General features: G+C 68.4%; 11 protein-coding genes. 4 read left to right on the top strand and 7 right to left on the bottom strand.

The genetic code is table 11. From position 1 onward, the window contains the following. Positions 1-27: 27 nt before the first annotated feature. The 6 genes from AO501_RS26335 to AO501_RS26310 all read right to left on the bottom strand — a co-directional run bounded on the left by AO501_RS26335 (position 28) and on the right by AO501_RS26310 (position 4,051). Complete coding sequence (locus tag AO501_RS26335) at positions 28-222, bottom strand: ferredoxin (protein ID WP_055580522.1); 195 nt, start codon at positions 220-222, stop codon at positions 28-30. After that, positions 219-881 (bottom strand): TetR/AcrR family transcriptional regulator, encoded by a 663-nt coding sequence (locus AO501_RS26330; protein WP_055580521.1) that lies wholly within the window; start codon positions 879-881, stop codon positions 219-221. Before AO501_RS26330 ends, AO501_RS26335 begins: the two co-directional genes overlap by 4 nt. A 61-nt stretch (positions 882-942) precedes the next feature. Then, positions 943-1,338, bottom strand: a complete 396-nt coding sequence (locus AO501_RS26325) for a hypothetical protein (RefSeq protein WP_197419955.1) — start codon at positions 1,336-1,338, stop codon at positions 943-945. Positions 1,339-1,343: 5 nt separating this feature from the next. After that, positions 1,344-2,168 carry an SDR family NAD(P)-dependent oxidoreductase gene (locus tag AO501_RS26320; protein WP_055580519.1) on the bottom strand — a complete coding sequence of 275 codons (825 nt, stop codon included), beginning with the start codon at positions 2,166-2,168 and terminating at the stop codon, positions 1,344-1,346. A gap of 45 nt (positions 2,169-2,213) precedes the next feature. Further along, positions 2,214-3,032 (bottom strand): alpha/beta hydrolase, encoded by an 819-nt coding sequence (locus AO501_RS26315; protein WP_055580648.1) that lies wholly within the window; start codon positions 3,030-3,032, stop codon positions 2,214-2,216. Positions 3,033-3,241: 209 nt separating this feature from the next. Beyond that, on the bottom strand, positions 3,242-4,051 hold the full coding sequence (locus tag AO501_RS26310) for an SDR family NAD(P)-dependent oxidoreductase (RefSeq protein WP_055580518.1): 810 nt from the start codon (positions 4,049-4,051) through the stop codon (positions 3,242-3,244). Between the two features lie 85 nt (positions 4,052-4,136). Here AO501_RS26310 and AO501_RS26305 point away from each other — a divergent pair, with 85 nt between their 5' ends. The 3 genes from AO501_RS26305 to AO501_RS26295 all read left to right on the top strand — a co-directional run bounded on the left by AO501_RS26305 (position 4,137) and on the right by AO501_RS26295 (position 8,528). Further along, positions 4,137-6,929: a helix-turn-helix transcriptional regulator gene (locus AO501_RS26305; RefSeq protein WP_082658850.1), complete on the top strand. Its 2,793-nt coding sequence runs from the start codon at positions 4,137-4,139 to the stop codon at positions 6,927-6,929. A gap of 94 nt (positions 6,930-7,023) precedes the next feature. Then, positions 7,024-7,794: an SDR family oxidoreductase gene (locus AO501_RS26300; protein ID WP_055580517.1), complete on the top strand. Its 771-nt coding sequence runs from the start codon at positions 7,024-7,026 to the stop codon at positions 7,792-7,794. A gap of 11 nt (positions 7,795-7,805) precedes the next feature. Beyond that, positions 7,806-8,528 (top strand): SDR family NAD(P)-dependent oxidoreductase, encoded by a 723-nt coding sequence (locus AO501_RS26295; RefSeq protein WP_055580646.1) that lies wholly within the window; start codon positions 7,806-7,808, stop codon positions 8,526-8,528. A 178-nt stretch (positions 8,529-8,706) separates the two neighbouring features. Here the strand turns inward: AO501_RS26295 and AO501_RS26290 are convergent, their stop codons facing one another. Then, entirely contained in the window at positions 8,707-12,018 is a 3,312-nt protein-coding gene (locus tag AO501_RS26290; protein WP_082658849.1) for a LuxR C-terminal-related transcriptional regulator, read from the bottom strand. A 144-nt stretch (positions 12,019-12,162) separates the two neighbouring features. On the opposite strand from AO501_RS26290, the gene AO501_RS26285 reads away from it, so the two are divergent. Further along, positions 12,163-13,344, top strand: a complete 1,182-nt coding sequence (locus tag AO501_RS26285) for a serine hydrolase domain-containing protein (protein WP_055580516.1) — start codon at positions 12,163-12,165, stop codon at positions 13,342-13,344. Positions 13,345-13,354 lie beyond the last annotated feature (10 nt).

Here is a 13,354-nt window from a genome sequence, read left to right as displayed (position 1 = left end):
GGACGCCGGGGAGGTCTCGGACACGGCTCACTCCTCAATGTGGATGGCCAGAGCCGGGCAGAACGCCGCGGCTTTGCGGGTCGCCTCGGCCTGGTCGGCAGCTGGGTTCGGGTTGAGCAGCACGACGACGCCGTCCTCGTCGCGTTGATCGAAGACTTCCGGCGCGTTCATCACACAGTTTCCCGAGGACGCGCAAACATCCTGGTCGACACGAACTTTCATGGAGCCGACTCCGTGGTGACAGGGGCCAGCCACAAACCGACGATCGCGTCGATCAGGCCGGTCGCGGCGGCCCGCCAGGACGGGCGCGGCATCGAGGTACCTTCGGCCAGGGCACGTTCCAGATCCGCGCAGGTATGCATCAACAGGTTGCGCGCCATGATGTTTCGCTCGAATCGGACGGCCACCGGCAATTCCGGGAGGCAGCTGTTGATGCCGTCGATGACCTGGACCAGAGACGACGAGCTGAGCGCGTCCTTGACCACGATGTTGTGATACGCCGGGTCGGTCATCGCCTGCGCGGCGAACCGGGCGTACCAGGTCGGGTTGCCCAGATCCTCCAGATGTTCGGTGAGCGGGCACACCAGGCACGCGACCCAGTCCCGCATCCCGGCCGACTCGGGCAGGGCGGCCACCATCTGCTCGCGCAACGCCTCGACGGGTCCGCGGTGCTTTTCCTCGATGGCACGGACCAGGTCGGCCTTGGTGCCGAAGTGATAGCCGACCGCGGCGTTATTGCCCTGCCCGGCGGCCTCGCTGACCTGTCGGTTGGACACCGCGAACACCCCGTGTTCGGCGAACAACCGCTCGGCTGCGACGAGGATGGCCTCTTGCGTGGAGCTGGCCCGCTCGCCACGAACAGCCCGCCCGACTGTGGTCATACCACCCAGTCAACCGCGCCGGTCGTCATTAAGTCAAGCGATTGATTTAATCTCGGTGGCATCAGCCGTTCCGTCCCCGGTATGCGGCCCACGCCCCCGTGCACCAGAGCGCCCAGATCACCAGCAGCGGCTGGAACAACAGGCGGACGCCGCGGGCCAGATCGGAGTTGAGACCGAAAGCGTCGGCGTGCGAGGCGAATTGGGCGATATTCCCGGGAAAGACCAAGACGAAGAACACGGCCACGATCCATCCCACTGTTGTCCGCCAGCGGGTGAGCACCAGCAGGCTCAGACCGAGGGCGATTTCCACCAGGCCGGAGGCGATCACGACGAAATCGGCGTTCACGGGCAGCCACCCCGGCACCTGCGCGTAGAACTCGGTGCGGGCGAAACTCAGGTGGGCGACGCCCGCAAAGATCAGGAAGGCGCCGAGCACCAGACGGGCGATGGTCCGGATATTCACTAGCGTCCGGATTGGAAGCGCGCCGTCATGGGCCCCAGGATGCGCTGGTAGCCCGCCGGAGCCAGCCGTACCAGCAATTCGTAGGCCTTGGCGTCCGGCCCCACCACCACCCGCGCCTTCTTCTTCCGCACCGCCTTGAGGATGATCCGCGCGGCCCGCTGCGCGCTGGTGATGGCGACCTTCTCGAAAACCCGCACACCGGCTTCTTTGTCGAGGCCTTCCACATGTCCGGCGTTGGCCGCGATCGCGGTCTTGACGTATCCGGGGTGCACGACCGTCACCGCGACCGGATGGCCGGCAACCGCCATCTCCTGGCGCAGCGCCTCGGTGAAACCGCGCACCGCGAATTTCGCGGAGGTGTAGGCCGCCTGACCCGGGACGCCGAACAGGCCGAACATGCTGGACATGTTGACGACGTGGCCGTCGCCGGACGCGATCAGATGCGGCAGAAAAGCTTTCGTTCCGTTGACCACACCCCAATAATCGACGTCCATCACCCTTTCGATGTCCTTGAACTGGCTGACCTCGACGTCGCCGAGGAAGGCGATGCCCGCGATGTTGTAGATCTGGTGCACGATTCCGAAGTGCGCGTTGACCGTGTCCGCATAGGCGAGGAATGCCTCGCGTTCGGTGACGTCGAGCCGGTCTACACGCACCGGGGCACCCATCCGCCGGATGAGCTCCCCGGTCTGCTCGAGGCCTTCGACGTCGACATCACTGATCGCCAACCGCGCGCCGGAGCGGGCCAGTTCCACCGCCAGCGCCCTGCCGATGCCCGAACCCGCTCCGGTGACGACTGCGACCTTGCCGGCGAACCCGTCCATGGCAGACCTCCCGATCATCGAGTACACCGCACGGCGATGCACCGATCAACTGGTGGCCCGTACGACGTGCGCCGCGATGCGGGCATAACTGTCGCGCGTGACGTCGGCGGCGTTGCTCATGATGTTGTAGCCGTGGTCGACACCGGGCACCTCGTAGTACTCGGCCAGCGCCCCGACGGCCTGCAGCTTGTCTGCATACCTGCGGGCTTCGCCGCGTAGCCGGTCGTGTTCGGCCGTGACCACCAGTGCGGGCGCGATGCCCGCGATCCCGTCGGCGTTGTCGCCCCAGGCCGGCGACGCCAGGCGGTCGCGCCGCTGCGCGGGATCGGGGATGTAAGCGGTGTCGAAGACCTCGCCCATCCACGGCTTCATGATCGCTCGGCGCCCGATCGTCGAGGGCTTGGCCGCGGTGGGCGTCACCAGGTCGAGCGGTGCGTAATGCAGCACCTGCAACGCGATCCAGGGGCCGTGGTTCTCCAGCGCGAGCCGGGCGGCGGCGGCGCTGAGGTTGCCGCCCGCGCTCTGGCCGCCCACACACAGCCGGGTCCCGTCCCACTCCCGCGCGGGGTCCGCTGCCCAGCGCACCACGTCGTAGATCTGTTGTGGCGCAGCGGGGAAGCGGTGCCCGGGAGCCACGACGTAACTGACGTTGACCACCACCGCGCCGGTGTTGGCGGCCAGATACCGGCACCACGGTTCGTCTTGTTCGGGGTGACCGACGACGAACCCGCCGCCGTGCACGTTGACGTAGATCGGTGGTCGCGCCGTCCCTTCCGGCGGGTGGTAGACGTCCGCGGCGGCATCGCCGTACCGGGTGGGGATGCCGACCCGGGTGACGCGGCCGGCGATCTCCGGAAAGCGCACGGCCACCTTCGGCGCCGGGCGCACGACAGCCGCGAAGACGCGCGCCAACGCGTCAGCGACGACTTGATTCGACAGCAGCGACAACGATTCGTTCCTCCCCGGCGTCAGACTCTACCGTGTCGCGGCAAGGCGGCCACTCTCCGCCGAACGTGAACTGAGGGCGATGAAATCGCCAAAAAGCCGCCGTGAGTTCACGTTCGGCGTGAACGTCAGGGCGACTGCCGTCGCGGCCGGTTCACCTTGCCCGCGGCGGTTCCCCCGTCCACGGGCAGCACCGTGCCAGTGACATAGCGCGACCGGTCGGTGGCGAAGTACAGGGCCGCCTCGGCGACGTCGTCGGGCGTGCCCTCCCGTTTCAACGGCCGGTCGTCCCGCATCCCCTGGCGGATCCTGGTCTCGAATCGCTCCAGTTCCTCAGGAGCGAGATTCTCCGCCGAGGAGGCCAGGATAGGCGTCGGGATGTTGCCCGGCGCAATGGCGTTGACGCGAATCCCGTGCTGCGCCAACTCGATTGCGGCGGATTTGGTGAACTGGATGACCGCGGCCTTGGATGCCCGGTATGTCATCACACCGCCGCCGGCCTGGATGCCGCCGATCGAGGTCAGGTTGATGATGGAGCCGCCGTCGCGGGTTGCCATGTGCCGCGCGGCATCTCGGGTACCGGCCATCACCCCGAGGACGTTCACGGCCATGACGCGGTGGAAGTCGGACAAGTCATCGTCGAGCAGACGGCGCAGCGTTCCCGATACGCCGGCGTTGTTCACCATGACGTGCAGATCACCGAACTGCGCCACCGTCGCCGCCACCAGCGCACCGACCTGGTCGGGATCGGACACGTCGGTGCGGACGAAGACCACGTCGCCCCCCAGAGTCGCGGCCAGCGCCTGCCCGCCCTCGACGTCGACGTCGGCAATGACCAGGCGCGCGCCCTCGGCGGCGAACCGCTGGGCCATCCCGCGCCCGAGGCCGGAGGCCGCGCCGGTGACGATCGCGACCCGGCCCAGCAATTCGTTGACCACCCGTCGAGTTAATCGGGACGGCCCGATTAAGTCAAGCAATTGATTTAAACCAATCCGGCCTGGTGTCGGTAAGGTCAACCTCCAGGTGATCAACACTGTTCAGGCACTGCGTTTACGGGGGCGGCGCGCGGAATGCACGGCCCTGGAACGGCTGACGGTCCGTGCCCGATCGGGCGAGAGTCAAGTGCTCGCCCTGCGCGGCGAGGCCGGCATCGGCAAGACGGCCTTACTCGAGTTCGTTGCCGAGTGCGCGCAGGGTTTCCGGACGGCGCGGGTGTCGGGCGTGGAGTCGGAGATGGAGCTCGCCTTCGCGGCGCTGCATCAGCTCTGCATGCCGTACCTGGACTGTCTTGACGAGCTGCCCGCGCCGCAACGCGACGCGCTGGAGGTCGCCCTGGGGCGCAGTGCGGGTCCCGCCCCGGACCGATTCCTGGTCGGCCTCGCGGTGCTGAACCTGATCGGCAGCGCCTCCCGGGCCAAGCCGCTGCTGTTCCTGGTGGACGACGCGCAGTGGATCGACCGCGTTTCGGCCCAGACCCTGGCGTTCGTCGCCCGCCGCCTGGTCGCCGAACCGGTGTGCCTGGTGTTCGCCATCCGCGACGGGCTCGGCAACGACGAACTGACCGGCCTGCCCGAATTGACGTTGCAGGGACTCAATTCCGGCGACGCGCGGGCGTTGCTGGACTCGGCCGTCCTGGGGCGGTTGGACAACCAGGTGCGCGACCGCATCGTCGCGGAAACCCGCGGCAATCCCCTGGCACTGCTCGAATTACCCAAAGGATTGACGACCGAGGAGCTGGCGGGTGGTTTCGGGCCGCCGGATGCGCGGCCGCTGGCCGGGCAGATCGAGCACACCTTCCTGCGGCGCATCGAACGGTTGTCGGAACACACCCAGCAATTGCTGCTGATCGCCGCGGCCGAACCGGTCGGGGACGCGGCGCTGTTGCGGCGGGCCGCCGACCTGTTGGGCCTGCCGCACGACGCGGCCGCGGGCGCCGAGGCAGCCGGACTCATCGACGTGGGGACCTCGGTGCGCTTCCGGCACCCACTGGTGCGTTCGGCGGCCTATCGTGCGGCGGGTTTGATGGAGCGCCGGCGAGCTCATCGGGCGCTGGCCGAGGCCACCGACGGTGCGGCCGATCCGGACCGTCGCGCCTGGCACCTGGCGATCGCGGCGACGGGTCCCGACGAGGCCGTCGCGGCCCAGCTGGAACTGTCCGCCGAGCGCGCGCAGGCCAGAGGCGGAATTGCGGCCGCGGCGGCGTTCCTGGAGCGAGCGACCCAGCTGACCTCCGACCCGGTCCGGCGCGCGACCCGGGCGCTGGCCGCCGCCCAGGCCAAGCGCGACACCGCGGCGTTCGACGCCGCCGACGAGCTGCTGACCATCGCGGAGTCGGCCGCGTCACTCGACGATTTGCAGCGCGCCTGCCTCACTCGGTTGAGGGCTCAGATCGCGTTCGCCCGTAGCCGCAGTGGCGACGCCGACGCCCCGACGGTGTCTGATTCCGCCATCGGCCTGCTGGACGCCGCACGCCAACTCGCCGGCCTCGACGTCGCACAGTCGCGCGAAACCTACCTGGAGGCGGTAGGAGCGGCGCTGTTCGGCGGACGGCTCTGCCCCCGCGGCGGAATCCGGACGACGGCAGCCGCGGCGCGCGCGGCACCACCGGGGCCGGATCCGGTACGACCGGTCGACCGGCTGCTGGACGGCATCGCAATCAGGGCAACCGACGGTCACGCCGCGAGTCTGACCACGCTGCGGGAAGCGCTTGCCCTGATCAGTTCCGAAGCCGAGCGCGCCGACGGCGACGTGATGCGCTGGTTCTGGCAGGCGTTCCCGATCGTGCAGGAGTCGGCCGCTCATGAACTTTGGGACGACGATGTCTGGCACCGACTGGCCACCCGCGCGGTGCGACTCGCTCGCGACGCCGGCGCACTGGCCGTCCTGCCGCTGGCCCTGGTCTATCGCGCCGGTGTACACGTCCAGGCCGGCGAGTTCGCGGCAGCCACCGCGCTGATCGAGGAAGCCGACGCCATCACGACCGCGACCGGCTATGCGCCGGTCAAGTATCACTCGGTGTTGCTGGCAGCCCTGCGGGGCACCGAGTCCGAAGCCCTGAGCCTGATCGAGTCGGCGCGTCACGACGGCGTCGCCCGCGGCGAAGGGCGGGTGGTCGGCCTGACGAACTTCGCCCTCGCCGTGCTCTACAACGGTTTGGGCCGCTACGAAGAGGCCTTCGGCGCCGCGCGCCATGCATGTGCGGACGAGGACCTGGGCCTGTTCGGCTGGAGCCTGATCGAGCTCATCGAAGCCGCGGTGCGATGTGGTGAACTCGGTGCGGCGCGGGACGCGCTCGCCCAACTGGAGGAACGCGCGCTGGACAGCGGAACCGATTGGGCGAGAGGGGTTTTAGCGCGGTCGCAGGCGCTGCTGGCCGACGACAGGAGAGCCGAGATCCGCTACCGGGAAGCCCTGGAGCGCCTGGGCAACACCCGGATGGCGGTGCAGCTGGCCCGTGCGCATCTCGTCTACGGCGAGTGGTTGCGCCGTTGCAACCGCCGCGTGGATGCCCGCGCTCAGCTGCACACTGCTCACGAGATGTTCACCCGGATGGGCGCCCAGGCCTTCGCCGAGCGGGCTCGCCGCGAGCTGCTGGTCACCGGGCAGAAGGTGAGCAAGCGCTCGAGCGTGCCGGCCGGTGAGCTGACCGCTCAGGAGGCGCAGATCGCCAAGCTGGCCGGTGACGGGCTGACCAACCCCGAGATCGCCGCGCAGTTGTTCATCAGTACCCACACCGTGGAGTGGCACCTGCGCAAGGTGTTCGCCAAGCTCGGCATCAAGTCGCGCCGGCAACTGCGCACCACGGCTATCGATTGACCACGGGACCGACTACGGACTTTCAAGGGCTCGACCGGCCCCCTGGCCGGGTCATGCTGAAGGGGTCAATTTCGGGGACGTGAAAGGCGGGGCAATGAAGATTTTGGTTATCGGTGGCACCGGGCTCATCGGATCACAGGTGGTCGCCAACCTCACCGAGCTGGGGCACGAGGCCGTACCGGCCTCTCCGAGTTCCGGGGTCAACAGCGTGACCGGTGAGGGCCTCGCCGAGGCGATGACGGGCGTCGACGTGGTGGTGGACGTGTCCAACGCGCCCTCATGGACCGACGACGACGTCATAAATTTCTTCACCACCTCGACCCGCAATCTGCTCGAAGCAGAACGGGCCGCCGGCGTCAGGCACCACGTCGCGCTCTCGATCGTCGGCACCGACCGGGTGCCGGCAAGTGGTTACATACGGGCCAAGGCAGCCCAGGAGAAGCTGATCGCCGAATCCGGCGCACCGTATTCGATCGTGCGGGCCACCCAGTTCTTCGAATTCGCGTTGGGCATCGCCGATTCGGCGACCGAGGGCAACACGGTGCGGCTGTCGCACGAGGCGGCCATCCAGCCGATCGCAGCGCGGGACGTCGCCTCGGCCGTCACCCGTACGTCGGTCGGCGATCCACTCAACCGGATCATCAATATCGCCGGGCCGGACAGGTTCGGCATGGACGACCTGGCCCGGCTCGCGTTGGCCGCGCACGGCGACTCGCGCGAGGTGGTCACCGATCCGTCGGCCACGTACTTCGGCGCTGAGCTTGACGACCGCAGCATCGTCCCGGTGGAGGGCGAAGAGGTGATCATCTACGAGACCCGCTTCAGCGAGTGGGCACCGGCTCACCTGACCAGCCCCGCGCGCTGACGGGCATGTCGATGGAGCTGATCGACCACACGGCTGTGGTCACCGGCGGAACGGCCGGCATCGGGCTGGAGTCGGCGCGGCTGCTGGCCAGCGAAGGCGCCACTGTCGTCATCTCGGGCCGCGACCGCGCCCGGGGTGAGCGGGCGGTGGAGGCCATCGGCGGCAACGCGCGGTTCGTCCAGGTCGATATGGCCGACGCAGCGTCGGTGAGTGCGCTGGTGGAGCAGTGCGGGCAGGTCGACATCGTCGTCAACAACGCCGCCAGCTTCCCGTCGGCGCTGACGGTCGATCAAAACCCGGAGACCTTCGAGACGATGTTCGACACCAACGTCCGCGGCGCCTATTTCCTGGTCGCGGGCCTGGTGCCAGGCATGCTGCAGCGCGGCCGGGGCAGCATCGTCAACATCACCACGATGGCCGCCTTCAAAGGCATCCCGGGCGCGTCCGGTTACAGCGCCTCCAAGGCCGCGCTGGAATCCCTGACGCGGACCTGGGCGGCGGAGTTCGGACCGGGCGGGGTACGGGTGAACAGCGTGGCACCCGGCCCCACCCGCACCCCCGGCGTTGCCGCCGAATGGGGCGACGTCAACGAGGAACTGGGCAAGGGGCTCCCGCTGGGCCGCACCGCCTACGCGGCCGAGATCGCCGAGGCCGTGCTGTTCCTGAGCTCACCGCGGGCCAGCTTCATCACCGGCTCGACATTGCACGTGGATGGCGGTGGCGCAGCGGTGTGACCCGCTGCGATCAGGCGATGGCCCGCGCAGCGCCGATCGCGACGCCGCCCCAGCCGGGCGGCACCACCAACCTGCCCACCACCACGCCCCGACCGGTCGGGTTTGTGGCGGCCAGGGCGGAAAGCCGGGCGCGCCCGAAGCGGTGGAGGCCGGCGTGACGCCAGCGGCTCCGGCGCCCTCAGGCCTGACGCACTGCCTGCTGCGCCAGCTGGACGCGTGAGGTGAAGCCGAGCTTGGTGTACATGTGCGTCAGGTGCGCCTGCACGGTGCGGGGCGAGACGAACAACCGTTCCGCGATGTCCTTGTTCGTCAGTCCCGCGCTGACCAGTCGGGCCACGTCGAGTTCCGTGGGAGTCAGTGACGCCCAACCGGTCGCGGGCCGCTTACGCTCACCATGTCCACGCAGCGCATAACCGATGACCTCGTCGGCCGACAGGGCCGCACCGTCAGCCCACGACGTCTCAAAATCCTTCTCCCCCAGTTCATTACGACACGTCGTGAGCAACGCGGGATAGCCGTCCTGGTAGACCGGGAACCGGTATTCGCCCGCTCGGGTACGCATGGCGTCCGCCGCGCCCAGGAGGCGGGCCGCTTCGGCATGGCTACCGGCGTCGACAGCCAACCGGGCGAGGAGCTCCAAGGTCGCGGGCACCGCAAGACGGCATTGCTTGTCGGCCGCGATCGACAGGGCCTGCCGGGCGTCGCGCCGCGCCTGCTCGCGATCGCCACGACCCGCCGCGACGTACGCCCGAATGCTCAGAGCGAACAGCTGATGCCAGCCCGACATGGTGGCCACGGCCTCGTCGGCCAGTTGCTGCGCTCTGTCCAGGTCGCCGTCGATATGAGCGCACAGCGCGATGGTGGTGACGGCCACCGTGCCCCGCTGCACCGCGGGCAGCTCCCACACCTTCGCGCCAAGCCGGCGCGAGTTGGCGATGTCTCCGTCGGCCACCGCAACCATGGCCAGCACGGTCTCGGCCGTGCGTTCCAGCATGTCGTCGAGCTCGGCTGCCGTCGTGACCGCTTCCCTGCCAACACTTCTGGCCTCGGCGACATCGCCCCGATAGACCAGGGCACAGCCCTGACTGACCAGACACAGCATCATGCCCACGACGTCGTTGTCGGATTCACATTCGGTGCGGAGGCGCCGGAAGGTGTCGATAGCTCCGTCCAGATCGGCGCGAAACATCTGGGCCATGCCCATGGCCCAGCGGCAGGTGTGCGCATTCGACCAGTCGTGCAGTGCATCGGCGAGGTCAGCACCCTCACCGCCGATGGCGCGGGCGGCCACCGGGTCGCCGGCCATGGCGGCGAGATAAGCCTGGCGACCCAGGATCTGACTGAGTCGCCAGTCATCGCCCGTCTGGCGCGCCAGGTCGATCGCCTCGGCGAAATAGGTTGCTGCAGTATCGAAGTCGAGCCCGACAATGCAGCCGGCCGCGGCCAGAGTTCTGGCCAGCAACGCGGGGTCGCCACGTTCACGCGCGGTGGCGATGGCACGTTGCACCATTCCCCCGCTGTCAATGGCCGCGGTGAAGGAGTCCAGCACCGCGTGGTCGGCCACCGCGCGGGCGTAGATCGCCGGGTCCACGTCGTCCGGATCGAAACGGTCGTCACCCAGGACCGAACCGAACCAGGACAAGCCTTCTCGCAGGCGTCCCCGGCCCTGCCACACCGGCAGCAACGAGGACGCCAGCGCCAGGGCGGCCGCGTGGTCGTCACTGTCACAGCAGTGGGCGAAGGCCGCGCGCAGGTTATCGATGTCTGCCTCGGTTCGGGCCACGCTGCGCCGAAAGTCGTTGCGCGCCGGACGATCCAGCTCGACGGCCAGTGCCGTGTAGTGATCCCGGTGCCGACGGCGCACGGTGTCGGCCTCACCGGATTCGCTGAGCTTCTCCACGGCGTAGTCGCGGATGGTCTCGAGCATCCGGTAGCGCGCCCGTTCGGCGATGTTGTCGGCCTGCACCAGTGATTTATCGACCAGCAGCGTCAACTGGTCCAGCACTTGATAGCGCTGTACGCCCTCGCCACCACACACCGCGACGGCGGCGTCGAGGTCGAAGCCACCGGCGAATACCCCTATCCGGCGGAACAGCACGCTTTCGGTGTCGGTGAGCATGGAATGCGACCAGTCCACCGAGGCGAGCAGGGTCTGCTGGCGCCGGACGGCGGTATGCGCACCGCCGGTGAGCAGCTGGAATCGGTCCTGCAGGCTATCGCGGATGTCGGCCGCCGACAGGGCACGTATGCGCGCGGCGGCCAGCTCGATGGCCAGCGGCATTCCGTCGAGGCGGCGGCAGATCTCGGCGACCGCCTCGACGTTGCCATCGGCCAGGGTGAAGTCCGCCCGGACGTAACGGGCGCGGTCGGTGAACAATTCCATCGCTTCGTCGGCCAGCGCCAGGGAGGGCACCTGCCAGTTCACCTCCGCGGCGGTGCGCAGCGGTTCGCGGCTCGTGGCCACCAGCCGCACGCCGGCACAGCGCCCCAACAGCGCGGCGGCAACTGCCGCAGCCGCTTGCAGGACATGCTCGCAATTGTCGAGCACGACCATGGCCTCCTGGTCCGCGATGCGCGCGGCGACGGCGTCTACGATCGAGCGGCCCGGCTGACTGTGCAGACCCAACGCCTGCGCGACGGCGGCTTCCACCAGCTCGGGGTCGGCGATCGGCGCGAGATCGACGTAATAGACCGAGTTCCCGTTTCCGCTGCGGTAGTGCTTGGCCAATTGGATTGCCAGCCGGGTCTTGCCGACGCCACCCGCGCCCGTGAGGGTGACCAGGCGATGTTCACCGAGGATCCCGGCGAGTTCCGCGATCTGCGACTTGCGGCCCACGAAGCTGGTCAGTGGTACCGGAACAGTCTGGGCCGGAGCATTGTTCGGCGACCGAAGCGGTGGGAAGTCGACGCGCGAATCGGGATCGCACAGCTGCATGATGCGTTCGGGCCGAGCGATGTCACGCAGCTGGTGGGTGCCGAGGTCGGTCAGCCAGGCCCCCTGCGGCAGGTTGTCGACCACCAGGTGCTCGGTAGCCGCCGTCAGCACCGTCTGGCCGCCGTGCGCGAGGTCCCGTACCCGCGCGGCCCGGTTGATCGTGGGCCCCATGTAGTTGGCCGCATCGCGCAGCTGAATCTCCCCGGTGTGCAGGCCGATCCGCAGCCGCAGCGGCGCCAGCGGTGAGCGCTGCAAGGCCAGGGCACATGCCGCCGCGTCGCTGGCCCGGGCGAACGCGATGACGAAGCTGTCACCCTCGCCCTGTTCGACGGGACGCACCCCGTGGTGCGCGTCGACCAGCCGCGACAACGTCGTATCCAGGCGCGCCACCGCCTCGCTCATCTCGGCCGGTTGGTTCTGCCACAGCCCGGATGACCCCTCGACGTCTGCCAGCAGCAACGTCACCGTTCCGGTAGGCAGTTCGCTCACGCCAAGCTCATTCCCGTTCACCGGCGCGTCCGCGCGGGGCTCAGATTCACCCATGCTAGCCAGCATGCGATGCCCCGGCATCGCCCAGCATCAGCGGATATGCGTAGAAATCCACTCCGGTGCGGCCGCGCGCAAATTACGCGATCCGGCCAATGCTCCCGGCCCGGCACCCGCCGCATAGTCGAGGCACCGGCGAACGAGGAGGAACACATGACCCGACACATCTGCAACAGCGCGGTCGACGCGGTCATCGCGGGGCACTACGACGAACGCTTCGGCGAACTCGCGGTCGCATTCGCCGACGAGATCACCACCGGTGGTGAACTCGGTGCGGCCATTGCGATCGACATCGGCGGCGAGATGGTCGTCGACATCTGGGGCGGTTACACCGACCAGGCGAGAACCCGCCAGTGGGACAGAGACACCATCGTCAATGTCTTTTCGAGTACCAAGAACGTCACCGCCCTGGCCGCACTGCTACTCATCGACCGCGGCGCCCTGGACCCGTACGCCCCCGTCGCCCGGTACTGGCCGGAGTTCGCCGCGAACGGAAAACACGGCATCGAGGTGCGTCACGTGTTGAGCCACACGTCGGGGGTCTCGGGCTGGGAATTGCCGTTCACCATCGACGACGTCTACGACTGGGAGAAGTCCACCACGCAACTCGCGTCGCAGGCGCCGTGGTGGGAACCCGGCAGCGCCTCCGGATATCACGCGGTGAACAGCGGGCATCTTGTCGGCGAGCTGGTCCGGCGCGTCACCGGGATGACACTGAAAGATTTTGTGCGCGCGGAGATCGCACGTCCGTTGAACGCTGACATCCAGATCGGCGCGCTACCCGAAGACGACAGCCGCATCGCCGAGTTGATCCCGCCCCCGCCGCTGGACGTGCCGCTGGACGCGGTGCCCGAGGACCACCCGATGCGCAAGACTTTCGGGATACTCGCCCCCAACGCCGAGGCCGCGCTGACCGCGGAGACGACGGCCTGGCGGCGCGCGGACATCGGAGCGGCCAACGGTCACGGCAACGCCCGCTCACTGGTACGCGCATTGTCGGCGATCTCGTTGGGCGGCAGAGCGGACGGGGGCCAGTTCCTCAAACCGGAGACCATCGACCTGATATTCACCGAGCAGGCCGACGGCATCGACCTGGTACTCGGCATGCCGGCCCGCTGGGGTATCGGTTTCGCCCTGCCGAAACGCGAAGCGGTGCCGGATATCCCGGACGGCAGGATCTGTTACTGGGGCGGCTGGGGTGGCTCGATGGTGGTGATGGATCTGGATCGCCGGATGACGTTCTCCTACGTGATGAACAAGATGGGGCAAGTGACCTCGGCAGGATCCGATCGAACACAGAAGTACACCCGGCTGATCTACGATGCCGTCGGTTGAGATCGGCTCG

This window comes from Mycobacterium gordonae, from assembly GCF_001417955.2.
GTDB classification, from domain to species: Bacteria; Actinomycetota; Actinomycetes; order Mycobacteriales; family Mycobacteriaceae; genus Mycobacterium; species Mycobacterium gordonae_B.
Note: the sequence above shows the minus strand (reverse complement) of the source record. Positions and strands in the feature narration are given on the sequence as shown.